This is a genomic window from Pseudomonas sp. N-1-13 (genome assembly GCF_057787095.1).
In genome coordinates this window covers 3,983,525-4,008,659 of sequence record NZ_JBYNRI010000001.1, presented here as the reverse complement: position 1 = coordinate 4,008,659, position 25,135 = coordinate 3,983,525, and the positions used below count along the sequence as shown (strand labels likewise).

14 protein-coding genes (1 of these 14 only partly in view) are annotated in these 25,135 nt (G+C 63.2%); 6 read left to right on the top strand and 8 right to left on the bottom strand.

Translation table 11 applies throughout. From position 1 onward, the window contains the following. Nucleotides 1–103 precede the first annotated feature (103 nt). Nucleotides 104–1,051 carry an AraC family transcriptional regulator gene (locus tag AC3I65_RS17855; RefSeq protein ID WP_047230448.1) on the bottom strand — a complete coding sequence of 316 codons (948 nt, stop codon included), beginning with the start codon at nt 1,049–1,051 and terminating at the stop codon, nt 104–106. 202 nt (nt 1,052–1,253) lie between these two features. On the opposite strand from AC3I65_RS17855, the gene AC3I65_RS17850 reads away from it, so the two are divergent. Continuing rightward, complete coding sequence (locus AC3I65_RS17850; protein WP_047230449.1) at nt 1,254–1,991, top strand: SDR family oxidoreductase; 738 nt, start codon at nt 1,254–1,256, stop codon at nt 1,989–1,991. Between the two features lie 97 nt (nt 1,992–2,088). Here the strand turns inward: AC3I65_RS17850 and inhA are convergent, their stop codons facing one another. Continuing rightward, nucleotides 2,089–2,775, bottom strand: a complete 687-nt coding sequence (inhA, locus tag AC3I65_RS17845; protein ID WP_305466408.1) for an isonitrile hydratase — start codon at nt 2,773–2,775, stop codon at nt 2,089–2,091. Nucleotides 2,776–2,874: 99 nt separating this feature from the next. On the opposite strand from inhA, the gene AC3I65_RS17840 reads away from it, so the two are divergent. Next, nucleotides 2,875–3,867, top strand: coding sequence for a GlxA family transcriptional regulator (locus AC3I65_RS17840; RefSeq protein ID WP_322834189.1), 993 nt, complete (start codon nt 2,875–2,877; stop codon nt 3,865–3,867). Here the strand turns inward: AC3I65_RS17840 and AC3I65_RS17835 are convergent. Together AC3I65_RS17835 and AC3I65_RS17830 are read right to left on the bottom strand one after the other, a co-directional pair. Beyond that, complete coding sequence (locus tag AC3I65_RS17835; RefSeq protein WP_139049519.1) at nt 3,836–4,738, bottom strand: alpha/beta fold hydrolase; 903 nt, start codon at nt 4,736–4,738, stop codon at nt 3,836–3,838. The two genes, AC3I65_RS17840 and AC3I65_RS17835, sit on opposite strands and share 32 nt — an antisense overlap. 28 nt (nt 4,739–4,766) lie before the next feature. Then, nucleotides 4,767–5,144, bottom strand: a complete 378-nt coding sequence (locus tag AC3I65_RS17830) for a hypothetical protein (RefSeq protein WP_139049520.1) — start codon at nt 5,142–5,144, stop codon at nt 4,767–4,769. A 603-nt stretch (nt 5,145–5,747) separates the two neighbouring features. Between AC3I65_RS17830 and AC3I65_RS17825 the strand changes: the two genes are divergently transcribed. Continuing rightward, entirely contained in the window at nt 5,748–6,116 is a 369-nt protein-coding gene (locus AC3I65_RS17825) for a DUF6124 family protein (protein ID WP_076383879.1), read from the top strand. A 167-nt stretch (nt 6,117–6,283) separates the two neighbouring features. Here the strand turns inward: AC3I65_RS17825 and AC3I65_RS17820 are convergent, their stop codons facing one another. From AC3I65_RS17820 to tam, 4 genes are all read right to left on the bottom strand, one after another. Beyond that, nucleotides 6,284–8,107 carry a glycoside hydrolase family 15 protein gene (locus AC3I65_RS17820; RefSeq protein WP_454864509.1) on the bottom strand — a complete coding sequence of 608 codons (1,824 nt, stop codon included), beginning with the start codon at nt 8,105–8,107 and terminating at the stop codon, nt 6,284–6,286. Beyond that, complete coding sequence (locus AC3I65_RS17815; RefSeq protein WP_305466396.1) at nt 8,100–8,900, bottom strand: SDR family oxidoreductase; 801 nt, start codon at nt 8,898–8,900, stop codon at nt 8,100–8,102. Before AC3I65_RS17815 ends, AC3I65_RS17820 begins: the two co-directional genes overlap by 8 nt. 267 nt (nt 8,901–9,167) lie before the next feature. Then, on the bottom strand, nt 9,168–10,301 hold the full coding sequence (locus tag AC3I65_RS17810; protein ID WP_488524042.1) for a cupin-like domain-containing protein: 1,134 nt from the start codon (nt 10,299–10,301) through the stop codon (nt 9,168–9,170). Nucleotides 10,302–10,377: 76 nt separating this feature from the next. Further along, entirely contained in the window at nt 10,378–11,148 is a 771-nt protein-coding gene (gene tam, locus AC3I65_RS17805; RefSeq protein ID WP_047230458.1) for a trans-aconitate 2-methyltransferase, read from the bottom strand. Nucleotides 11,149–11,292: 144 nt separating this feature from the next. Here tam and AC3I65_RS17800 point away from each other — a divergent pair, with 144 nt between their 5' ends. The 3 genes from AC3I65_RS17800 to AC3I65_RS17790 form a co-directional block, all read left to right on the top strand. Further along, complete coding sequence (locus tag AC3I65_RS17800) at nt 11,293–12,027, top strand: thioesterase II family protein (RefSeq protein ID WP_488524041.1); 735 nt, start codon at nt 11,293–11,295, stop codon at nt 12,025–12,027. Between the two features lie 263 nt (nt 12,028–12,290). Next, on the top strand, nt 12,291–24,809 hold the full coding sequence (locus tag AC3I65_RS17795) for a non-ribosomal peptide synthase/polyketide synthase (protein WP_488524040.1): 12,519 nt from the start codon (nt 12,291–12,293) through the stop codon (nt 24,807–24,809). After that, a protein-coding gene (locus AC3I65_RS17790) for a non-ribosomal peptide synthase/polyketide synthase (RefSeq protein WP_488524039.1) crosses the window boundary here: on the top strand, nt 24,809–25,135 show its start. Its footprint extends 13,329 nt past the window's final position; only the first 327 of its 13,656 coding nucleotides appear in the window; the start codon lies at nt 24,809–24,811; the stop codon falls past the right edge of the window. The genes AC3I65_RS17795 and AC3I65_RS17790 overlap by 1 nt, the downstream gene beginning before the upstream one ends.

The following is a 25,135-nucleotide window of genomic DNA, read 5'->3' as shown; positions in this document are numbered from 1 at the left end:
CCGGACGGTAGTCTTGCTGCATGGGTTCAGAGTAGGGGCGAGGAGGGGGACGCCGTTAGACGGATACTGCCCTTGGTTTGCCTGATCCTGTTTGTGTGCAGGATCAGGCGCGACTCATCTGCAAGGCCTCGGCACGTAGCCGGGCGATGTCCTTGCTCGGCGAGGCCCCGAATAGACGGCTGTATTCGCGGCTGAACTGCGAGGGGCTTTCATAGCCCATTTTGTAGCCGATTGACGAAACGTCGCTGTTCTCCGCCAGCAGCAGCCGTCGGGCTTCCTGCAGGCGCAGCTGTTTCTGGTATTGCAGCGGGCTCATGGCGGTCACGGCTTTGAAGCGATGGTGCAGTGCCGAAGGGCTGAGATTGATCATTTGTGCCAGGCTATCGATGCTCAGCGGCTCGGCATAATGGGTGTTGAGCCACTCGATTGCGCGACTGATACGGTGGGTTTGCGTGTCGGGTATGGCAATTTCGTGCAAGCGCTGGCCCTGTGCACCCCGTAGCAGGCGGTAGAAAATTTCCTGTTGGGCCAAGGGCGCGAGCGTGGCGATATCGTCCGGACTCTCCAACAGCCGCAGCAAACGCAACACCGCATCGAGCAGCGGCGCGTCGATGCGGTCCAGGAATAGTCCTCGATCGGTCCGTTGGGCCGGTACCCCAATGGGGCTTGCGTCGGCGATCAGACGGCAGATCTGCGCCGGGTCGATATCCAGGCGAATGCACAGGTAGGGGCGCTCGGGGCTGGCTTCGATCACCTGACCCGCCAGCGGCAGGGTGACCGAGACCACCAGGTAGTTGAGCGAATCATAGACGTAGCATTCATCCGCCAGCCGAACCTCTTTGCGCCCCTGGACGATCACGCACAAACCGGGCTTGTGGATCGTGTGCAGGGCTTCGGTGGGCTGGTCGCTACGGATCAGGTGCAAGGTCTCGATGGCGGTGGGATGAACGCCGAATTCCGGGGCGAAGCGCTTCATCAGTTCCGCCAGTTCGGTGCGGCGCTGGTTGACGCCATCCTCAGGCGTTACGTGTATGGACGTGGATACCGACATGCCGATCTATCTCCCTGGCCAAATGGGTGGACCGCGCTAGTAAAGCCGATTGTGCGCCCGGCGACCAGAGGCGGTTTTATCGCTACAGGATCGTGCAAGGGCGCAGGAGGATCCGGCTAACCCAGACACGGATCTGCTCCCTAATCTGGACCTGTCAAAACGCTCCCATCGGGGGGCCATACATCCAGACGAGGAAACCATCATGTCCGCTATTCAAAACAAAGTTGTGGTGATCACCGGCGCCAGCAGCGGTATTGGCGAAGCCGCCGCACGGTTGCTGGCTGCCCGGGGCGCACGAGTGGTGCTGGGTGCGCGACGCGTCGATCGCTTGCAGGCGCTGGTGCAGGAACTTGAAGCCGACGGCCAGCAGGCTGCTTGCAAAGCCGTGGACGTGACGCGCCGTGATGATGTGCAGAGCCTGATCGACTTCGCTGTCGAGCGATTCGGCAAGGTCGATGTGATCGTCAACAACGCCGGGGTCATGCCGCTCTCCAAACTCGAGGCGCTGAAAGTTGACGAGTGGGATCGCATGATCGACGTCAACATTCGTGGCGTACTCCACGGCATCGCCGCCGGTTTGCCTTTGATGCAACGCCAGCGCAGTGGCCAGTTCATCAACATTGCTTCCATTGGTGCCTACACGGTCAGCCCGACGGCGGCGGTGTACTGCGCCACCAAGTTCGCCGTGCGAGCGATTTCCGAGGGTTTGCGTCAGGAGGTCGGTGGTGACGTACGGGTGACGGTGATTTCCCCTGGCGTAACCGAGTCGGAGTTGGCCGAAAGTATTTCCGATGAAGGTGGGCGCGCCGAGATGCGCGAGTTTCGCCGGATCGCCATTCCCGCCGAGGCGATTGCCCGGGCGATTGCCTACGCCATTGAACAGCCGGACGATGTGGACGTCAGCGAACTGGTGGTGCGCCCGACGGCCAGCCCGTTCTGAATTGAATCGACGCGGCGGGAGACTTTCCATGTCTTGTGTGGTGAGGGGATAAAACCCCTCACCACCTTTTTTTGGGGGGCCTGATTGGCGTTAATCGTTATTGCAGTGCCAATCGCGCCGCTGCCCGTTGAGTAATCTGCGAGCGCACTCGAAACGACTCTGCTGCACGTCGGTTGGCTTCTGCCAACACTTGGGACGGTGCAGTGTCCGGGCCGCCGGCGGTGAACGGCGGGGCCGGGGCGTATTCAAGCTGTAGCTGGACCAGCTCGGCGGTGTCCTGGTCGAACAGTTCGGCCGCCAGGGTCAAGGCAAAATCGATCCCGGCGGTGATGCCACCACCGGTGAACAGGTTGCCGTCGCGTACCACACGGTCCTTGACCGGTGTGGCGCCCAAGGTTTGCAGCAGACTGTGATAAGCCCAATGGGTGGTGGCCCGTTTACCCTGCAATAAACCCGCCGCGCCAAGCACCAGCGAACCGGTGCACACGGAGGTGATGTACTGCGCGTGGGCCGCCTGTTGCTTGATGAACGCCAAGGTCTGCTCATCTTCCATCAACGGTCCGACGCCGCTGCCGCCTGGGATGCAGATCACGTCGAGCTTGGGGCACTTCTCGAACGTGGTGGTCGGTAGGAGTACCAACCCGGTGCTGGCGGTGACTGGGGCCAGGTCTTTCCAGATCAGGTGCACCTTCACGTCTGGCAGCGAGGCGAGCACGTCATAAGGGCCGGTGAGGTCCAGTTGTTGAACCTGGGGGAATAACAGAAAACCGATCTGCAACGCCATGGCGCTTTCTCCTGAAGTGATGCCTGAGGGGGTGGACGGTTTAACTTTAGGCTCGTAGGCTCTGGCGTATACGCCAATAAGCCCACGAATTACGCCAATATGCCAAATCCACCGAAAACCGTTCATGTACTGGCTTTCGCCAACGTGCAGGTGCTGGATGTCACCGGGCCCTTGCAGGTTTTTGCTTCGGCCAACGACCTGGCACGCCAGCAAGGCTTGCCGTTGCCTTACGCACCCACCGTGATTGCTGCCGGTGGCGGGGCGGTGATGTCGTCGGCGGGGCTCGCGCTTATGGCCGAGCCGCTGCCGAGCGTGGGTAGCGACACATTGCTTATCGCCGGCGGTTGGGGGGTGTACGAGGCGGCGCAGGACGCGGCGCTGGTGGCCTGGGTCAGGGACCATGGTCTGCGCTCGCGGCGCGTGGCGTCGGTGTGCACCGGGGCGTTCCTGCTGGCCGCCAGCGGTTGGTTGGACGGACGTCGGGTGGTCACGCACTGGACCCGTTGCGAACAACTGGCCAGGCAGCACCCGCAACTGCGGGTCGAACCCAACCCGATTTTTATCAACGACGGCCCGGTCTGGACTTCGGCGGGCGTTACGGCCGGCATCGACTTGGCGTTGGCCCTGGTGGAGGACGATTTGGGTCGCGCCATCGCCCTGGAAGTCGCCCGGCAACTGGTGGTGTTCCTCAAGCGCCCGGGCGGTCAATCGCAGTTCAGCGTGACCTTGTCACTGCAGAATCAGGGCAGTCGTTTTGACGATCTGCACGCCTGGATCGCGGAAAACCTCACCCAGGACCTGGGCTTGCCGAGTCTGGCGGCAGAGGCGGGGATGAGCGAGCGCAGTTTCGTGCGTCACTACCGTGCCGACACCGGCCAGACGCCGGCGCGGGCGGTGGAGCTGATTCGTGTGGAGACCGCGCGCCGGCTGCTGGCCGACACAGCGCTGCCGATCAAGCGGGTCGCGGTGCAATGCGGCTTTGGCAGCGAAGAAACCCTGCGCCGCAGCTTCCTGCGGGCCATGGGTGTGACGCCCCAGGCGTATCGCGAGCGTTTCGCGGTCAGCCTTCAAGCAGATCCAGCAATGCCCTGAGCGTGGCCTGGGGGGCTTCCTGGGGAATGTTGTGGCCGACACCGGCGAGCACTCGACGCTCGTAGACACCGCTGAAATGTTCGGCGTCTTCGTCGAACTCAGGTGCAGGTCCAACGCCGTCGTCGGCACCGCACAGGGAGATGCTCGGCACGCTGATGGCCGGTTGCGCGGTCAGTCGTTCCTCCATCCACTCCAGCGTCGGGTCGCCCGGTGCGTACATGAAGCGATGACGGTAGGAATGAATCACCACCTCGACGAAATCCGGGTTGTCGAAGGACGGGGCACTGAGGGGGTACAGCGCTGTGCCGCGTGTCCAGGTCGGTGACCACAGGCGCCAGAGCAACTGGCACAGTTCGCGCCGGTTCTGCGTCAGGCCCTCGACGCCCCGGGCGCTGTGGAAGTAATACTGGTACCACAATCTGTGCTCGGTCTCAGGGTCCAGCGGCTGAGTCGATCGGGGAATGTCCTGCACGTTATAGCCATCGCCGGTCACCAGGCAGCGAACCCGTTCGGGCCATAGCGCCGCCACGATACACGCGGCCCGCCCGCCCCAGTCGTAGCCGCACAACGCGGCTTGGGGAATGGCGAGTGCCTGCATCAGGTCCAGCAGATCCTGGGCCAGCGCCGCTTGCTGGCCGGAACGCAGGATGCTCGGGTTATTGAACCGGGTCGGGCCGTAGCCGCGCAGGTACGGCACGATGACCCAATAGCCGCGCTGAGCCAGGGCCGGAGCGACTTCATCAAAGGCCCTGGGGTCGTAAGGGAAGCCGTGCAGCAGAATGACCGGGGCGCCGCTGGCGGGGCCGTGCTCTTCGTAGGCGATGCGCAGCAGAGGCGTCACCGCGAAGTTGATTCTGGGCGCCTGGTTCATGTCGGTCTCCTGCACGGCTCGGTTGCCGTTATGCGGGTTCCTGATTCACGTATTTGGCCCGATCCGGCGTGAAGGTCACGATCATGTTCGTGCTGGAGCAGGTCAGGGTGCGGTCCTGGGACAGGTCGATGTCCAGGTCTTCACCGCGCAGGCCCTGCCATTGGGCGAGGTACTTGAGGCAGCCGAACTTTTCGTTTTTCTTCAGGCTGCGACTGACACCGCCTTTCCAGCCGAGCACTGGCAATTCACCGGCCAGGCAACGCTGCGCCAGCTCGGGAAACTTCAGCGCCCGGTCGCGGCCGATTTCCCAGCACTTGATCAGGCCCTTGTCCTGGCCTTCCCAGAGGTCTTCCCGGGTCAGGCCTGTTCGGGGCGGGGTGGTGATAGAGCGTTTTACATGGGTCATGTCAGATCCTTGAATCGGGTTTTATCGGGCAGCTCCGCTGCACCCTTGAGTGCATCGATCTTAGGAGGGGTTTACAGGGCTGGCAACCTGAAACCGGCGGCAGCGATAGATGGAGAAATGTTGGTGCCCGCTTCTGTGGCGAGGGGATTTATCCCCGCTGGGCTGCGTAGCAGCCCCGAAAACGGTCAACTCGGTCTGTCTGGCAAAGTGGATTGGCCTATGGACGGGCTCTACGCAGCCCAGCGGGGATAAATCCCCTCGCCACAAGGGTGTGGAGTTCCTACAAAAAAATAGGTGAACCGGAATTTTCCGACGAGTCGTGGCGGTTGCCGGTTCGGAAACGGCGGGGCTAGGCTGTGCCGGTCGCTGCAAAATCAGCGATCGGGTTTGGTCACCCGTCCAATGTCAGGCGCACACGCGCCAACCTCAGCATGTCGGCGCTTTTTTGTGTGCTTGTCGGTATGCTTTGCGGTGGGCTGTGCGCGGGGCACTTTCGAGTGCGCCGGGTGCCTGACTTCCCGGTTGACCAACCTGCGTATAGCCCACCACCCCTCGTTTGGTCACGAGGTGAGTGGGCTCAATTTCAAGTCAGGAGCTTCACAAATGGTCAAGATCACCCCCAACCCTCCACGCGCCGAAAACCTGTCCGCCTACACCACCCTCGACACCAAAAAACTCCGCGAAGCCGCTGACCGCGCGCTGAATGTTCACTTGTCTCCCCCAGCCCCAGCCAAACCCGACACCCAGGACGGCCAGATATTTTCAGTGGTCCCCGGCCTCAACACCGAATCCGTGCTGACCAGCCTCAGCGAAACCCTGGCTTCGGCCAACGCCATGGTCAGTGACCTGGCATTCGAGCTGGAAGGTTCCCGGCGGCATGTTGCGCTGGGGATTCAGCAGTTGATTGAGCTGGGTACGTTGCTGGCCAATCGAGCGTTGGATGATCTCGAACTGGCTGAGTCGGCGCGGTAGCAGATACACCACTTGTTGTACTGAGCTTTGGTGGTGCAGGGTGGGAGCAAGGCTTGCCCGCGATGAGGGCGACTCGATTTCACGACCGCGTCGCCTTCATCGCGGGCAAGCCTTGCTCCCACAAAAGCCCGTGCACAGCGGGGAATACGTTCACTCGCCAGCCCGGCTCACGGCTGCCAATGCGTTTTGTCCCCACTCAATTTGCGGTCCAGGAAGCTGGCGGCGCTGATCAGCGCCAGGTGGGTCAAAGCCTGGGGGGTGTTGCCCAGGTGGTAGCCGTGGCTGTCGAACTCCTCGGCGTACAAGCCCAGCGGGTTGGCGTAGCGCAGCAGTTGTTCGAACTCCAGCTGGGCTTTTTCCACACGGCCGGCGCGGGCCAGGCATTCGACGTACCAGAACGAACACGCGGCGAACGAGCCTTCAATGCCACTGAGGCCGTCGACGGGGCTTTCGTCGTTGCGGTAGCGGTAGACCATGCCATCGCGCACCAGGTCTTTTTCAATGGCATCGAGGGTCGAGAGCCAGCGCGGGTCGCGGGCGCTGACGAAGCGCACAAGCGGCATCAACAACATCGAACCGTCGAGGGCGGTGCTGCCCAGACGCTGGATGAAATGCTGCCGTTCCTCGTTCCAGAAATTTGTCCAGATGTCTTCATAGATGGCCTGGCGAGTCTGGTCCCAGCGGGCGAAAGGCGCGGGCAAGGAGCGTTTGACCGCGAGGCGGATGGCGCGATCGACGGCGACCCAGCACATCAGCCGCGAATGCAGGAAGTGGTGCTTCTCCCCGCGCATTTCCCAAATACCCACGTCTTTGTCCTGCCAGATATCACAGACCTGATCGACCACATTGACGACGTGTTTCCAGCCCTGATGGGAAATGGCTTCGCCGTATTTATTGACCAGGTACACCGCGTCCATCAATTCGCCGAAGATATCCAGTTGCACTTGTTTGTAGGCCAGGTTGCCGATGCGCACCGGCTTGGCATGACCAAAGCCGTTGAGGTGTGGCAGTTCGACTTCAGGTAGCTCCAGCCTGCCGTCCAGGCCGTACAGGATGTTGAGTTTGATCGGCTGATCGCAGCAGTCGCTGACCCGGCTCCGCAGAAAACGCATGTAGGCGTTGGCTTCTTCAACGAAGCCCAGGCGCATGAACGCGTAAACGGTGAAGGACGCGTCGCGGATCCAGGTGTAGCGATAGTCCCAGTTGCGCTCGCCGCCACGGGTTTCCGGCAGGCCGAAGGTCGCGGCGGCGAGGATGGCGCCGTGTTTGCGTGAGGTCAGCAGTTTCAGCGCCAAGGCCGAGCGGTTGACCATTTCCCGCCAGCGCCCGCGATAGGTGGATTGGCCAATCCAGCCGCGCCAGAACGCCAGGGTTCGCTCCAGGCATATTGCGCTGATGTCATCCTGAAGCCGCGGGTCGTCAATCCCGCCCAGCAGGAACTCGGCGCTCTGGCCTTGTTCCAGCGTGAACTCGGCCACCGCCGCCCGGTCGTCCAGGGTCATGGCCTGATCGGAACACAAACGCAAGCCAGGTTGCCCCGGGGCTTCGAAGCAGATGTGATCGCCGTCACGGTGTGCGCTGGTGAGGCTGCGGGCGTAGTCGTGGCGGACCGCGCAGCGCATGCGAAACGTCGCACTGCCGAGGGTCATGCTCACCTTGCGGATCAATACCGGCAGGTCATCCTCGCTGTCGCCGATGGGCAGCAGGTCGGTGATTTCCACCACGGCGTCATCACTCAGCCAGCGGGTTTGCAGTACGTTGGTGTCAGGCAGGTAGATCTGCTGGCGACGGGCGTGGGGCAGGTCCGGCGCCAGTTGAAAGATGCCCGCGTCCGGCGTGTCCAGCAGCGAGCAGAAAATTGATGGGCTGTCGAATTCCGGCCAGCAGAAAAAGTCGACACTGCCTCGGTCATTCACCAGCGCAGCACTGCGCATGTCGCCGATGATGCCGTGGTTCTCGATAGGGCTTTGGGTTTCGTGATAGTCAGCCATTGCCGTGGAACCCCGGATAAAGGCTCATCCCGCCATCGATGAACAACGTGGTGCCTACCACGTAATCGGACAAGTCCGACGCCAGCCAGACCACCGCGTTGGCGACATCTTCCACATCGCCGATACGCCCGTAAGGAATCAGCTCCAGCAATTTCTGCTCCTGTTCGCCTTCAGTGACCTCGCGGTTGATGGCCGTGCGGATCGCGCCGGGCGCGATGCTGTTGATGCGGATGCGCTGGTGGCTGATTTCCTGGGCCAGACTCTGCATCAGCAGATGGACGCCGCCCTTGGAGGCAGCGTAGTTGATGTGACCGGCCCAGGGGATGCGCTGGTGCACTGAGCTCATGTGGATGATTTTGCCGGCGGCCCGGGACACGCCCTGGCGAATGCCCTGCTGATTGAAAATCCGCAGGGCGGCACGGGCGCAGAGGAACTGGCCGGTCAGGTTGGTGCCGATCACGGTGTTCCAGTCCTCCAGGCTCATGTCGACGGCGGCGGCGTCTTTTTGCAGGCCGGAGTTGGCGACCAGGATGTCCAGCGTGCCAAAGGCTTCGATAGTCTGGGCGAACAGTCGCTCGACATCCGGCTCCTTCGACACATCGGCACCGACGGCGATGGCGCGTCCACCGTTGGCGTTGATTTCACGGGCCAGGTCTTGCGCCGGGCCGGCGCTGGAGTGGTAGTTGAGCACCACCGCGGCACCGGCGTCTGCCAATGCCCTGGCCGCGCCTGCACCAATGCCGGAACTGGCGCCGGTGACCAGGGCAACCTGTCGGGCGAGGGATATCTGCATGGTCTAGCACCTTGAGTTGAGGGCTTTACCTGCTGACTGGTATGAGGTGCGTGGAGTTCATTTGGGTGAAGCAGTCTTCACGATGGAATGAACGCGCCACCCATGGCGAACACAAAACCTGTGGCGAGGGGATTTATCCCCGCTGGGCTGCACAGCAGCCCCAGAACCTGGCAACGGTGATGTGGCAGACAGTTTGAATGGGGCCGCTTCGCGCCCCAGCGGGGATAAATCCCCTCGCCACAAAGGCCGCTCGCCTCAAGTCAGCGCTCACCAACCCCGCCCCGAATTCACCCAGAAGTTCACTGACAACGAAGTGGACACCGACTCCACCTGATGGAACCAGCCTTCAGGCAGGAACAGCAGATCCCCGGCCTCCAGCGTCACCCGCAGGAAGGTCACGTCACGGGCGCGGGGGAAGCGCTGGTAGTCCGGCGCGTCCGGGTTGAAATCGCAACCGTCCAGGCCGCCTTGGGGCGCCGTGGACCAGGTGCCGAGGGCTTCGCGGTGATGGGGGGCGGCGAGGGTGAAGATTTTCTGGCCCCAGACCTGGGCGAACAGGTTGTCGGTGTCGTCGCGGTGCAGCGGGGTGAGGGTGCCCTTTGGGCCGATCCAGATGCGTGGCGGGATGAACAGCGACGGGTCGAAATAGGGCGGGTAGTTGATTTGCTCCATCAATTGCGCCGGCAGGATGTTGTTGCCCATGTAGGCCGGCGGTTCACCATCGGCGCCCTTGACCGCCGGGCTGTCCAGAGAAGCAATGAAATCGGCCATGGACGTGGAGCGGAAGTCCCGCTCGGTGGAGAAGGTTTTTTTCACGTAGTCGCCGTGGCGGGTGATGCCTTGCAGCTCGGCAAAATGCACCAGGGATTCTTCGCGACTGAGCTTGAACAACGGCCAGTCCTGCAAGGCATTGCTGATGACCACCGGTATGCCATGGGGCAGGTAGCGCGCTTGAAACGCTTGCACTGACAGCTCGCTGCGCGGCCGACGCTCCACGCTGCGTTGGATCGGCAGGCTGGCGGTGAGCTTTTCGCTGAAGCGCGGCGGGGTGGGGTAGCGCTTGTTCATGTCGACCTTTTCCACCGCGCCACTGCCGTGGCGGGCATGCTCGATGATCTGCGGCAACAACGTCGCCAGGCCCATGTTGCCGCCGATCTTCAGGCGTCCGCTGGCAAACAGCTCCTCGACATTGGCCAGGCCGGCCATGATCCCGAGAAAGTCCTTTTCCGCCACTTCAATGGTCACGTCGGGGCTGCTGTGGCGACCGGCCTGGGTGCGGCTGCTGGTTCTGACCTCGGACCAGTACGCCTGCTGGGGGCCGAACACGAATTGGAAAACACCTTCGATACCAACGGCGCCCGCGTTGGCGAACAGTTTGCCCAGAATGGTTTGCAGGTCCACGGCGGTCACTCTTGTGGGTTTTGGTCTGAGCAGGTAACGAGGGCCGGGACCGGAAATTTAACCCGCGCTGCTTCGTTTAGCGGGTCGCGACCATGAACACACGGGGGAAGGGCAGCAGTACCGTTCCATCGTCCATGGCCGGATAAGCCTGTTCAACGGCGTTGAGATACTGTTGCAGGTATTGCCCGCGTTGCACCTCATCCAGCGGGTCGAGAAACGGCCGCAAGCCGCTGCCCTTGAACCACTCCACCACGCCGGCGGCGCCCCCGGCCAGCGGGTGATGGTAGGTGGTGCGCCACACGTCGACACGGGTGCAATGGGGCTTGAGGATCGAGTAGTACAGGCTGGCATCGGCCACTTCCGTGCGCGTATCGGCGGCTCCGGCCAGTTGGCTGGCCCAAGGCCCATTGGCGGCGATTTCCCGCATCAAGCGGTGGGACGGCTGGTGCAGGGTGTCGGGCATCTGGATCGCCAGGTTGCCACCCTCGGCCAGTTTGCTGACCAGTGACGGCAGCAGGGTTGCGTGGTCGGGCAGCCATTGCAGCACCGCGTTGGCGAAGATCACATCGAAGGGACCGGGTTCGTCCCATTGGCCGATGTCTGCGGTGTCGAAGGCCACTTCGGGCAAGCGCTGACGGGCGGCCTGTATCATGTCGCTGGAACTGTCCAGGCCACGCACCGTTGCCCCGGGAAAGTGCTCCACCAATAATTCTGTGGAATTGCCGGGGCCGCACCCCAGGTCGATCACCGAGCGCGCTTGCCCCGGCGGGATGGCCGCCAGCAGGTCCCGGGCCGGACGGGTGCGTTCCTGTTCAAACGTGACGTATTGCTTGGCAGACCAGGTCATGGCGTTCTCCTTTGCGATGGGCGAGCCGAGATGCCGCCAGTATAGGGGGCGTGTGAGGCCATGGGGCAGATACGGCGACACTGACTAATTCAGACTGTCGCCAGTTCGTTATCTTCCATACACAACTGATCGGAGAAAACCGCAGTGACCCAACTGACCTTGCTATGCCTGCCGTATTCCGGCGCCAGCGCCATGGTTTACAGCCGCTGGCGGCGCAAGGTGCCGCAATGGCTGCAGGTGCAGCCGGTTGAGCTGCCGGGGCGCGGGGCGCGTTTCGGCGAGCCGCTGCACACCGACATGGGCCCGCTGGCGATGCAACTGGCCCGGGAACTGCGCCCCACGCTCCAGGCCCCTTATGCGCTGTTCGGCCACAGCCTGGGCGCATTGCTGGCCTGCGAAATCGCCCATGCCTTGCGCGAGCTGGGTTGCCCGGAACCGGTAGCGCTGTTCGCCTCGGGCACCGCAGCGCCGACGATGCGCGCCGATTACGACCGCGGTTTTGCCACACCGAAAACCGATACTGAATTGATCGAACAACTGCGCACCCTCAATGGCACCAGCGAAGAAGTCCTGGCCAATGAAGAATTGATGGCCCTGACCTTGCCTGTGCTGCGGGCGGATTTTCTGCTGTGCGGGCGCTTCCAGCCGCGAACCCGAGCACCGCTCAAATGCCCGGTGCACGTGCTCGGCGGCACCACCGACAAGGCCAGCTCCGAGCAACTGATCGGCTGGAGCCGGGAAACCTCCGGCAGCTTTTCGGTGGACATGCTGGCGGGTGGGCACTTTTTTATCCATGAGCACGAGGCCAGGGTGCTGCGCCTGATCAAGGATCAGTTGAGCGTGCATCATCGACGGCATGGGTTGGCAATCAGCGCCTGATGCACTGATTCACAAACAATCTGCTTTTGTGGCGAGGGAGCTTGCTCCCGCTGGGTTGCGAAGCGACCCCTACTAGGCGTCGGTTCTTTTGCGGCCGGGAGCTTCTGCGACTGCTGCGCAGTCGAGCGGGAGCAAGCTCCCTCGCCACGGATTTCCCTCTTTCCTGACCTCTATTCTCAAGCGCTAATTTTTCCGGTCTGCATTCGTTTTATAGGGACGACATGCCTTTGTGCCTTGTGCCCACTGATTCCGGATACCCAGAAATGAATGCTGAAGACGCCTTGAAACTTGCTCGCCGGTTTATCGGGTTGCCCCTGGACAAGCGCCGGATGTTCCTGGCGGCGCTGGACAAGGAGGGCGTCGAGTTCAGCGGTTTCCCCATCCCCCAGGGCGTTGAAGCCGAAGATCGCCAAGCCTTGTCCTACGCCCAGCAGCGCATGTGGTTCCTCTGGCAGCTGGAGCCCGGCAGCGCGGCCTACAACCTGCCGGGGGCGGTGCGGCTCAAGGGCGCGTTGAGCCTGACGGCGCTGGAGCAGGCCTTCGCCAGCCTCGTCGCGCGTCACGAAACCCTGCGTACGGTGTTCCAGCGTCAGGCGGACGATAGCCTGTTGCAAGTGCCGACCTGCGCGCCGCTGCTGATCGAGCAACAGGATTTCAGTGCCTTGCCGGCCGCCGAGCGCGAACAGGCGGTGGCCGAGGCGGCGCAGCAACAGTCACTGCTGCCGTTCGATCTGGCGGTCGGGCCGCTGCTGCGGGTCAAGCTGCTCAAGCTCGACGAGCAGGAACACGTGCTGTTGCTGACCTTGCACCACATCGTTTCCGACGGCTGGTCGATGAACGTGCTGATCGACGAATTCATCCGCTGCTATGACGCCCATGAGGCGGGGCAGTCGCCGCAACTCGCGCCGCTGCCGATCCAGTACAGCGATTACGCCCTGTGGCAGCGCCGCTGGCTCGAAGCGGGCGAGCAGGCGCGGCAACTCGAGTATTGGCAGGCGCAACTGGGCAGCGAGCATCCGGTGCTCGAACTGCCGACCGATCACTCGCGCCCGGCCATGCCGAGCTATCGCGGCAGCCGTCATGAGTTTGCCATCGATGCCGCTTTGGCGGAGCAACTGCGCAGCACCGCCCAGCAGCATGGCATCACGCTGTTCATGCTGTTGCTCGGCGCGTTCAACGTGCTGTTGCATCGCTACAGCGGCCAGTCCGATATCCGCGTCGGTGTGCCGATCGCCAACCGCAATCGCGATGAAATCGAAGGCCTGATCGGCTTCTTCGTCAACACCCAGGTGCTGCGCACCGAACTGGACGGGCAGACGCGGGTTGCCGATTTGCTGCGCGCAGTCAAAGAGACCGCGCTCGGTGCCCAGGCCCATCAGGACCTGCCATTCGAGCGTCTGGTCGAAGCCCTGAAGCTGGAACGCAGTCTCAGCCATACGCCGCTGTTCCAGGTGATGTACAACCATCAGCCGCACGTAGCCGACCTCACCACGGTCAGCACCGCGTCCGGGCTGGAACTCGGCATGCTCGACTGGCAGGGTCGCACCACCCAGTTCGACCTGACCCTGGACACCTACGAAAAGGCCGGCAAGCTGCACGCCGCGCTGACGTACGCCAACGACCTGTTCGAAACGCCAACCATCGCGCGCATGGCCCGGCATTGGTTGCGTTTGCTGGCGGCGATGGTCGCCGATCCGTCGCAACGCATCGGCGAATTGCCGCTGCTCGACGCCGACGAGCACAACACCTTGGTGCACGGTGGCAATGCCACGGCCCAACGCTATCCGACCGATCGCTGCATGCATCAACTGATTGAAGCCCAAGTGGCGCGCACCCCGGATGCTCCGGCGTTGTTGTTTGGCGAACAAAGCCTGAGCTACGCGCAACTGGATGCCCGCGCCAACCGCCTGGCCCATCTGCTGCGTGAGCGCGGTGTGCGGCCGGACACGCTGGTGGGGATCTGCGTCGAGCGTTCGGTGGAAATGGTGGTCGGTCTGCTGGCGATCCATAAAGCCGGCGGCGCCTATGTGCCGCTGGACCCGGAGTACCCGCAGGATCGCCTGGCCTACATGATCGAAGACAGCGGCATCGCCTTGCTGCTGACCCAGCGCTCGCTGGCGGCGGAGCTGCCAACTGATGGCGTCAGCGTGATTCTGCTCGATCAGCCGAGTGGCTGGCTCGACGGTTACAGCGAGCGTCGCCCCGAGGTGACGGTTGATCCGTTGAGTCTGGCCTATGTGATCTACACCTCCGGTTCCACTGGCAGACCCAAGGGCGCGGGCAACAGTCACGCGGCCCTGGTCAACCGTGTGTGCTGGATGCAGCAGGCTTACGGCCTGGATGACAGCGATGCGGTGTTGCAAAAAACGCCGTTCAGCTTCGACGTGTCGGTGTGGGAATTCTTCTGGCCGCTGATGGCTGGTGCGTGTCTGGTGGTGGCCGCGCCGGGTGCGCACCGCGACCCGCTGCAATTGATCGATATCATCAACCGTTACCGCATCAGCACGCTGCACTTCGTGCCGTCGATGCTGCAGGCGTTTATCCATGAGCCGGGCGTGCAAACCTGTGAAGGGCTAAGGCGCATCGTCTGCAGCGGCGAAGTCTTGCCGCTGGATGCGCAGAAACAAGTCTTCGCCAAACTGCCGAACGCCAGCCTCTACAACCTGTACGGGCCGACCGAAGCGGCCATCGACGTGACCCACTGGACATGCGTCGACGAAGGTGCCGATTGCGTGCCGATCGGTCGGCCGATCGCCAACCTGCGCACTCACGTGCTCGACGCGCAATTGGCGCCGGTGCCGTACGGCGTGCCTGGCGAGTTGTACCTGGGCGGGGCGGGGCTGGCGCGCAGTTATCACCAGCGCCCGGCGCTGACCGCCGAGCGTTTTGTACCGTGCCCCTTCCATGACGGCGCGCGCCTGTACCGCACCGGCGACCGGGTGCGCCAGCGTGCCGACGGGGTGATCGAATACCTTGGCCGCCTCGACCATCAGGTCAAGCTGCGTGGCCTGCGCATTGAGCTGGGCGAAATCGAAACCCGCCTGATGCAGCACCCGCTGGTGCGCGAGGCGGTGGTGTTGGTGCAGGACGGCAAGCATCTGGTGGGTTATCTGGTGCTGGAAAATACCCACCCGCACGAGCAATGGCAGCAGGACCTCAAAGCGTGGCTGCTGGGCAGTCTGCCGGAATACATGGTGCCGACCTACCTGATGCCGTTGGCCAGATTACCGGTCACCGCCAACGGCAAACTGGACCGCAAGGCCCTGCCGCAACCGGACGCGGCGCCGCAGCAGGCGTTCGTCGCGCCGCAGGATGCGCTGCAGATCGCGCTGGCTGAAATATGGCAGGACGTACTCGGGTTGGAGCGGGTCGGCCTCGAAGACAATTTCTTCGAGCTGGGCGGTGATTCGATCATCTCCATTCAAGTGGTGAGCCGTGCGCGGCAGCTCGGTATCGGCATCAATCCGCGTGATCTGTTCCAGTACCAGACCGTGCGCAGCCTGGCCCTGGTTGCCAGCCTCGACCATCACAGTGCGGTGGACCAGGGGCCTATCACCGGCGAGGCTCTCCTCGGGCCGATCCAGCAGCAGTTTTTCTCGCGGCCGATGAACGCCCGTGAGCACTGGAACCAGTCGCTGCTGCTGACCGCTCGCGAGCCCTTGAATGGGCAATGGCTCGACGCGGCGCTGACGTGCGTGATCAATCATCACGATGCCCTGCGCCTGCGCTTTGTGCCGGGCGCGGACGGCTGGCAGCAGAGCCACGGACCGCTGCTGCAAAGCGCTGATCTGTGGTTGCGCGATGCCCAATCCGCCGAGCAACTGAATACGCTGTGCGACGAGGCGCAGCGCAGCCTCTCCCTGCAAGAAGGGCCGCTGTTGCGCGCCATGTTGGTGAATCTGGCCGACGGCAGTCAGCGGCTGGCGCTGGTCATCCATCACCTGGTGGTAGACGGTGTGTCGTGGCGGGTGTTGCTGGAAGATTTGCAGCAGGCTTACGAACAACTGGCGGCGGGTGGCGGCGTGACCTTGCCGGCCAAGACCAGCGCATTCCAGAGTTGGACCGCGCGTCTGAACGCCGAAGCGCCGCGCTTCGACGATCAGTTGGCCTACTGGAAAGCCCAGCACCAAGGCGCGCTGGACCTGCCGTGTGATCGGCCCCAAGGCAGCCTGGAAAATGCCCACGGCGCGAAGATCGAATGGCGTCTGGATGCCGAACTGACCCGACAATTGCTGCAACGCGCACCTGCTGCGTATCGCACCCAGGTCAACGATCTGCTGCTGACCGCGCTGGCCCGCACCATCACTCGCTGGAGCGGGCAGCCGGACACGCTGATCGAACTGGAAGGTCATGGCCGTGAAGCGCTGTTCGATGACATCGACCTGACCCGGACGGTGGGTTGGTTCACCAGCCTGTTCGCGGTGAAACTGACGGCCAGCGACGATCTCGGTGGGTCGATCAAGGCGATCAAGGAACACCTGCGCGGCGTCCCGGACAAAGGCCTGGGTTATGGCGTGCTGCGTCATTTGGCAGCACCTTCGGTGCGCGCCGAACTGGCGGATCTGGCGCCACCGCGCATTACGTTCAACTATCTCGGCCAGTTCGACCGGCAGTTCGATGAGGCGGCGTTGTTCGTGCCCTCCAGCGAAGGCAGTGGCGTCGCCCAGGACCCGACGGCACCCCTGGCCAACTGGCTGACCGTGGAAGGTCAGGTCTATGGCGGCGAACTGGCGATGAGCTGGGGTTTCAGCCGTGAGATGTTCGACCGCGCGACCGTGCAGCAACTGGTCGATCGATACGCCATTGAGCTCAAGGCGCTGATCGAACATTGCGCTAACCTGGTCACTCCGCAAGCCACACCGTCGGATTTCCCGATGGCGTCTGTCACTCAGGCGCAACTCGACGGGCTGCCGGTGCCGGCCGGCCAGCTCGACGATCTCTATCCACTGTCGCCGATGCAACAGGGACTGTTGTTCCACACCCTCTACGAGCAGGCCGCCGGCGAGTACGTCAACCAGTTGCGGGTGGACGTGCAAGGCCTGGACACCGAACGTTTCCGCGCCGCTTGGCAAGCCACCGTCGATGCGCAGGACATCTTGCGCAGCGGCTTCGTCTGGCAGGGGCAATTGCAGCAGCCGCTGCAGATCGTCCACAAAAAGGGGCAATTGCCGTTCACGGTGCTGGACTGGCGCGAGCATCGCGATCCGTCGCAGGCCCTTGCCGCGCTGGCCGATAGCGAGCGCGCGCAAGGTTTCGATCTGAGCCAGGCGCCGCTGTTGCGCCTGGTGCTGGTGCAGACCGGCGCCGGGCAATGGCATTTGATCTACACCTATCACCACATCTTGATGGACGGCTGGAGCAATTCGCAGCTGCTCGGTGAGGTGATGCAACGCTACAGCGGTCGCACGTCGGCCAGCGCCGTCGGGCGCTATCGCGATTACATCGCCTGGCTGCAACGTCAGGACGGGCAATTGAGCGAGGCGTTCTGGAGCGCTCAACTGGCGACTTTGCAGGAGCCGACCCGCTTGGCGCGAGTGATGTCCGCCAGTGAAATCCACAGCGGTCATGGCGATCACTTCCAGACCCTGGACGTCCCGCGCACCCAGGCCCTGGAACAGTTTGCCCGCCAGCAGAAAGTCACCCTCAATACCCTGGTGCAAGCGGCGTGGCTGTTGTTGCTGCAACGCTATACCGGTCACGACTGCGTGGCCTTTGGTGCCACTGTGGCCGGGCGTCCGGCGGACTTGCCGGGCATCGAGCAACAGGTCGGCCTGTTCATCAACACGTTGCCGGTGATCGCCGCGCCGCGCCCGGATCAGTCGGTCGGCGCCTGGCTGCAAGCGGTGCAGGCGCAGAACCTGAGCCTGCGCGATTTCGAGCACACGCCGTTGGCCGACATCCAGCGCTGGGCCGGGCAGGGCGGCGAAGCGCTGTTCGACAACATCCTGGTGTTCGAAAACTACCCCATCGCTCAGGCCCTGCAAGAAGGCGCCGGGCAGGGCGTGGTGTTCGGTGAGGTCACGCACCAGGAGCAAACCCATTACCCGTTGAGTGTTGCGGTGACCATTGGCCAGAGCCTGGCGCTGCACTACAGCTTCGACCGGGCGCATTTCAGCCCGGCGGCCATCGCCGGCATCAGCGAGCACCTGTTGCAACTGCTGGAACGCTTCGCCGAATCGGCGCTGCGCAACCTGGGGGAAATCGCCTTGGCCGGCGCCGAGGAGCAGGCTCGGCAACAGGCGGCCAACCATCCGCAGCCATACCCGACCGACATTGCCGTACACCAGCGCATCGCCCATCTGGCAGCGCTAAACCCACACAGCACGGCGGTGATCTTTGACGGTCAGCGTTTCAGTTATGGCGACATCGAGCGGCGGGCGAACCAATTGGCCCACGCACTGATGGCCCATGGTGTGGGCCCGGAAACCCGGGTCGGCGTGGCCTTGCCGCGCAGCGAAGGGGTGATTGTCGCGCTGCTGGCGGTGCTCAAGGCGGGCGGTGCTTATGTGCCGCTGGACACCGGCTATCCCCGTGAACGCCTGGCGTACCTGATCGAGGATTCAGGGCTGGCGTTGTTGCTCACCGACTCCCGGGTGTCGGCGCAGTTGCCGTTGGAAGGCGCCGCCCAGGTGCTGGAACTCGATCGCCTGGACCTGAGCCTGCAACCGCTGAGCGCACCGTCCGTCCAGATCGACCCGCAGAACCTCGCCTACGTGATCTACACCTCCGGTTCCACCGGAAATCCCAAGGGTGTGAGTGTGGCCCATGGTCCGCTGGCGATGCACTGCCAGGCCATCGGCGAGCGCTATGAAATGCACAGCAGCGATTGCGAATTCCATTTCATGTCCTTCGCTTTCGACGGTGCCCATGAGCGTTGGCTCACCAGCCTGACCCACGGTGCCTCCTTGCTGATTCGCGATGACAGCCTGTGGACCCCGGAACAAACCTACAACGCCCTGCGCGAGCACGCTGTGACGGTGGTGGCGTTCCCGCCGGTGTACCTGCAACAACTGGCCGAACACGCCGAGCGCGAAGGCAACCCGCCGAAGGTGCGGATCTATTGCTTTGGTGGCGATGCGGTGGCCAACGCCAGTTTCGAACGGGTCAAGCGCGCCCTGAATCCAGATTTCATCATCAACGGCTACGGCCCGACCGAAACCGTGGTCACGCCGCTGATCTGGAAAGCGGGTCGTGATGAGGTGTGCGGCGCCGCGTATGCGCCCATCGGCAGCCGCATCGGCGACCGCAGCGCCTACGTGCTGGACGTCGACCTGAACCTGCTGCCCCAAGGCATGGCGGGTGAGCTGTACCTGGGCGGCAGCGGTCTGGCTCGTGGTTACCTCAACCGTCCAGGCTTGACGGCCGAGCGGTTTATCGCCGACCCGTTCAGTGCTGGTGGTGGCTTGCTGTACCGCACCGGCGACCTGGTGCGCCAGCGCGCCGACGGCACGTTCGATTACCTGGACCGCATCGACAACCAGGTGAAGATTCGTGGTTTCCGTATCGAACTGGGAGAAGTCGAAGCCAGCCTGCAAGCCCTCGAGGGCGTGCGTGAAGCGGTGGTGGTCGCCCAGGAAGGCAGCGCCGGCAGCGGCAAGCGTCTGGTGGCCTATGTGGTGGCCGATGAATCAATGGCGCCGCGTGCCGATTTCACCGAGCACCTGCGCGATCAACTCAAGGCTACCCTGCCGGCGCACATGGTCCCGGCCTATCTGCTGCTGCTCGAACGCCTGCCACTGACCCCCAACGGCAAGCTCGACCGCAAGAACCTGCCCAAGCCTGACGTCAGTCAATTGCAGCAACGCTACGTGGCACCGCGCAGCACCCTGGAGCAGCAACTGGCGTCCATCTGGCAGGACGTGCTCAAGCTCGGCCAAGTCGGCCTGCGGGATAACTTCTTCGAACTGGGGGGCGATTCCATCGTCTCGATCCAGGTGGTCAGCCGCGCCCGTCAGACCGGTATTCACTTCACCCCCAAAGACTTGTTCCAGCACCAGACCATCGAAGCGTTGGCGGTGGTGGCGCGTTCGGGTGAAACCACGCAGGTCATCGATCAAGGGCCGGTGAGCGGTACGCTGACCCTGTTGCCGGTGCAACGGCTGTTCTTCGGGCAGGCGATCCCTGAGCGTCAGCACTGGAACCAGGCGGTGATGCTCAAACCCACGCATGCTCTGGATGCCCGCGTGCTGGCGCAAGCCTTGAGCGCGCTGGTGGTGCACCACGATGGCCTGCGCTTGAGCTTCAGCGAACGCAGCGAGGGCTGGCAGGCCAGTTACCGGTCCCCGGCCAGCCACTGCGCAGAGCTGCTTTGGGCGGTGGACGTGCCTGACGCCCAGGCGCTGGAAAACATTGCCAACCGCGCGCAACGCAGCCTGGACCTGCAAGACGGGCCGCTGCTGCGGGCGGTGCTGGCGACGTTGGCCGATGGCAGTCAGCGGCTGTTGCTGGTGATCCATCACCTGGTGGTGGATGGCGTGTCGTGGCGGATTCTGTTCGACGATCTGCAAAGCGCCTACCGGCAACTGGCCGACGGCGGGATGCTGCAGTTGCCGGCGAAAACCACCTCGGCACAGGTCTGGGCCGAACGTTTGCAAGGTTATGCCCGCAGCGCGTCGTTGCAGGAAGAACTGGCCTACTGGCAGACCCGGCTGGAGGGTGTCGATGGGCGGTTGCCGATGGACAATCCCCAGGGCGGCCAGCACAACCACCGCGCGCTGACGGTACGCACCCGGCTCGATGCTTCATTGACTCGCCAATTGCTGCAAGACGCGCCCAAGGCCTATCGCACCCAGGTCAATGATCTGCTGCTCACCGCTTTGGCCCGGGTCATGGTGCGCTGGACCGGCACCGACAGCGCGTTGATCCAGCTCGAAGGCCATGGCCGCGAAGCGTTGTTCGATGACGTGGACCTTACCCGCACCGTCGGTTGGTTCACCAGCCTGTACCCGGCCAGACTGACGCCGTCGATGGACCTGGGGACCTCTCTCAAGCAGATCAAGGAGCAGTTGCGCTCGATCCCCAACAAAGGCCTGGGTTTCGGTGCCTTGGCTCATCTGGCGGATAACCCGACGCAGGCGATCCTTGCCCGGCTGCCGGTACCGCAGCTGACCTTCAATTACCTGGGGCAGTTCGATGCCAGCTTCAGCGAAGCGCAAGGTGCCTTGTTCTTGCCGGCCAGCGAAGGCGCCGGCGATGAATTGAACGCCCAGGCTCCGCTGTCCAACGTCCTGGCGCTGAACGGCCAAGTGTTTGGCGGCGAACTGAACCTGGGCTGGACCTTCAGCCGCGAGCAGTTCAACGAAGCCACCGTTCAGGCCCTGGCCGACGATTACGCCCGCGAGCTGCAAGGCTTGATCGAACATTGCTGCCACGCCGAACATGGCGGCGTGACGCCGTCGGACTTCCCCCTGGCCCGCCTGAACCAGCAGCAACTCGATGGATTGCCGGTGGCGACGGCGCAGATCGCCGACCTGTATCCACTGTCGCCGATGCAACAAGGGATGCTGTTCCATAGCGTCTACGGCGACGCCACGGGCGACTACATCAACCAATTGCGCCTGGACGTTGAAGGCCTGGAGCCGCAACGTTTCCGTCAAGCCTGGCAGGCGGCGGTGGACGCCCATGACATCTTGCGCACACGGTTTGTCTGGCAGGGTGACCTGCCAGATCCGGTGCAGATCGTCAGCAAGCAATTGGACTTGCCTTACCGCTTACATGATTTGCGGGACGATGCGCAGCGCGATGAAACCTTGCAGGCCCTGGCCGAAGCCGAGCGTCGGCAGCTGGACCTGAGCGCGCCGGCCCTGTTGCGACTGCTGATCGTGCGGCTCGATGAGCAGCGCTATCAGTTGATCTACACCCATCATCACATCCTGATGGACGGCTGGAGCAATTCCCAGTTGCTCGGGGAAGTGTTGCAGCGCTACAGCGGCCAGAGCGTCTCGGTTCACGGCAGTCGTTACCGCGACTACATCGCCTGGCTGCAACGCCAGGATGGTGCCGCCAGCGAAGCGTTCTGGAGACCTGCGCTGCAACGTTTGGAGGCCCCGACGCGGCTGGCCGACGCCGTTGCATCACCGACCCAGACCGGCGCCGGTTATGGCGATCATGTGCAGGTGCTGGACGAGACGCTGACCCGCCGTCTGGAAGCTTTCGCCCGTGCCTCGAAAGTCACCGTCAACACGCTGGTGCAGGCCGCGTGGCTGCTGCTGTTGCAGCGTTACACCGGCAAAGACACCGTGGCCTTCGGCGCGACGGTGGCCGGTCGTCCGGCGGACTTGCCCGGCATCGAGCAGCAGATCGGCCTGTTCATCAACACCCTGCCGGTGATCGCCAGCCCTCGGGCCGAGCAGTCCCTGGACAGTTGGCTGCAAGCGCTACAAGCACAGAACCTGGCGCTGCGCGAGTTTGAGCACACCGCGTTGCTGGACATCCAGCGCTGGGCCGGGCAGGGCGGTGAAGCGCTGTTCGACAGTTTGCTGGTGTTCGAAAACTATCCGATTGCCCAAGCCTTGGAACAGGGCGCACCGGACGGTTTGCGCTTTGGCCCGGCGCTCACCCAGGAACAAACCAGCTACCCATTGACGCTGTTGGTGGGGTTGGATCGGCAACTGTCGGTGCACATGAGCTACCAGCAGGCGAGCTTCTCGGCGGCCACGGTAGAACGGCTGGCGACCCATCTGGTTCAGTTGCTGGGCCAGATGACCGATAGCGGCGAGCGTTGCTTGGGTGAACTGTCGATGCTGGAGTTCGATGAGCATCAGCGCCTGACCCACGACTGGAATCCGGTTGATGCGCCCTTTGAACAAGCGCTGTGCATTCACCAGATGATTGCTCGCCAGGCCGAGGCCACACCGGATGCCCTGGCGGTGACCTTCGCCAATACCCGATTGAGCTACAGCGAAGTCGATGGCCGTGCCAATCGCCTGGCTCACAAACTCATCGAAATGGGCGTGGGCCCGGAAGTGCGCGTGGGCGTGGCGATGCCGCGCTCCGAGCACCTGCTGATCGCCTTGCTGGCGGTGCTCAAGGCCGGTGGCGCCTACGTGCCGCTGGACCCGGATTACCCGGCCGAGCGCGTGGCCTACATGCTCGACGACAGCCGCGCGCGGGTGTTGCTGACTGAACAATCGGTGGCGGCGACGCTGAGCGTGCCGGCCGAAACCGCTGTGCTCATGCTGGATCAGCTCGACCTGGCGCACTACCCATTGAGCGCACCGCGCACAACCGTGACGCCCGACAACCTCGCCTACGTGATCTACACCTCCGGCTCCACCGGCCAACCCAAGGGCGTAGCGATTGCCCATCGCAACGTGCTGGCGCTGATCGACTGGTCCAGATCGGTCTACAGCCGCGATGACATCCAGGGCGTGCTCGCGTCGACCTCGGTGTGCTTCGACTTGTCGGTGTGGGAGCTGTTCGTGACCCTGGCCAACGGCGGTTCGCTGATCATCGCTCGCAACGCCCTGGAGCTGCCGCAACTCCCGGCCCGCGATCAAGTACGGCTGATCAACAGCGTGCCCTCGGCCATCGCCGCGTTGCAGCGCAGCGGCGAGATTCCAGCCAGTGTGCGCATCATCAACCTGGCCGGGGAACCGCTGAAGCAAAGCCTGGTGGATGCGCTGTATCAGCACCCCATCGGTGGGAGCGAGCCAGTGGAAGCAAAACCAGTAGGAACAGAGCCTGTGGGAGCAAAGCTTGCTCGCGATAGCATCCTATCGGCTGGCCCATGTGTAACTGACCCACCGCCATCGCGAGCAAGCTTTGCTCCCACAGACTGTGCTTCCACAGGAGTGCTCCCACAAGGGATTGAGCACGTCTACGACCTTTACGGCCCCTCGGAAGACACCACCTATTCCACCTGGACCCGCCGCACTGCCGGCGGCACGGCGAACATCGGCCGGCCCGTCAAGCACACCGCCAGCTACCTGCTCGACGCCGACCTGCAAGCGGTGCCCCAGGGCGTTTCAGCCGAGCTGTACCTGAGCGGCGCGGGTATCACCCGTGGCTACCTCGGCCGCGCCGCGATGACCGCCGAGAAGTACGTACCCAACCCGTTTTCCACAACCGGCGAACGGCTGTACCGCACGGGTGACTTGAGCCGTTATCGCGCCGATGGCGTGCTCGAGTATCAGGGCCGCATCGACCATCAGGTGAAGATCCGCGGCTTCCGCATCGAGTTGGGAGAAATCGAAGCACGGCTGCTGCAACAGCCCCAGGTGCGTGAGGTGGCGGTGCTGGCCCAGGACGTGTCGGGCGGCCAGCAACTGGTGGCCTACGTGGTCGCTCCGTCCCTGAATCTGGATGACACCGAGGAGCAACGCGCACTGCGCGATGAACTCAAGGCCAGGCTCAAGGACTACCTGCCCGACTACATGATCCCGACCCATCTGCTGTTCCTCGAGCAATTGCCGCTGACCCCCAACGGCAAGCTCGACCGCAAGGCCCTGCCGGCTGTGGACACTGGCTGGTTGCAGGCCGGTTATGTCGCTCCGGTCACTGAGCTTGAGCAGCAGGTCGCGGCGATCTGGGCACAGGTGCTCACGGTGCAGCGCGTGGGCCTGAACGATCACTTTTTCGAGCTGGGCGGCCATTCGCTGCTGGCGGTCAATGTCGTCTCGCGCATGGCGCTCGAACTGGGGTTGACCCTGACCCCGCAACTGATTTTCCAGCACCCCGTCCTGAGGGATTTTGTCGCGCAACTGGACACCGGGGACGCGCCAATCAATGAACAGAAACTCAGCAAGCTGCAAGCCCTGCTTGATGAAATGGAGGAAGTCTGATGGACAAGAGTGTTGCTTTGACGATTGCCAAGCGCTTTATCACTCTGCCGCTGGACAAACGTAAGCTGTACCTGGAGAAAATGCTCGAAGAGGGCGTCTCGCCGGCCAATCTGCCGATTCCCCAGGTCCGTCTCGGGCTCGAACACATCCCGCTCTCCTACGCCCAGGAACGTCAATGGTTCCTCTGGCAAATGGATCCCCACAGCTCGGCTTACCACATCCCCAGTGCCCTGCGCCTCAAAGGGCAGTTGGACGTGCCGGCCCTGGAGCGCAGTTTCAACGCACTGCTCGAGCGCCACGAAAGCTTGCGCACCACCTTCGGCGAG

Excerpts from the sequence above, each read along its gene's own strand:
- AC3I65_RS17820 (WP_454864509.1), bottom strand. The coding sequence starts at position 8,107 with ATGGCTGACTATCACGAAACCCAAAGCCCTATCGAGAACCACGGCATC.
- tam (WP_047230458.1), bottom strand. The coding sequence starts at position 11,148 with ATGACCTGGTCTGCCAAGCAATACGTCACGTTTGAACAGGAACGCACC.
- AC3I65_RS17835 (WP_139049519.1), bottom strand. The coding sequence starts at position 4,738 with ATGAACCAGGCGCCCAGAATCAACTTCGCGGTGACGCCTCTGCTGCGC.
- AC3I65_RS17830 (WP_139049520.1), bottom strand. The coding sequence starts at position 5,144 with ATGACCCATGTAAAACGCTCTATCACCACCCCGCCCCGAACAGGCCTG.
- AC3I65_RS17855 (WP_047230448.1), bottom strand. The coding sequence starts at position 1,051 with ATGTCGGTATCCACGTCCATACACGTAACGCCTGAGGATGGCGTCAAC.
- AC3I65_RS17840 (WP_322834189.1), top strand. The coding sequence starts at position 2,875 with ATGCCAAATCCACCGAAAACCGTTCATGTACTGGCTTTCGCCAACGTG.
- AC3I65_RS17795 (WP_488524040.1), top strand. The coding sequence starts at position 12,291 with ATGAATGCTGAAGACGCCTTGAAACTTGCTCGCCGGTTTATCGGGTTG.
- inhA (WP_305466408.1), bottom strand. The coding sequence starts at position 2,775 with ATGGCGTTGCAGATCGGTTTTCTGTTATTCCCCCAGGTTCAACAACTG.
- AC3I65_RS17850 (WP_047230449.1), top strand. The coding sequence starts at position 1,254 with ATGTCCGCTATTCAAAACAAAGTTGTGGTGATCACCGGCGCCAGCAGC.
- AC3I65_RS17815 (WP_305466396.1), bottom strand. The coding sequence starts at position 8,900 with ATGCAGATATCCCTCGCCCGACAGGTTGCCCTGGTCACCGGCGCCAGT.
- AC3I65_RS17825 (WP_076383879.1), top strand. The coding sequence starts at position 5,748 with ATGGTCAAGATCACCCCCAACCCTCCACGCGCCGAAAACCTGTCCGCC.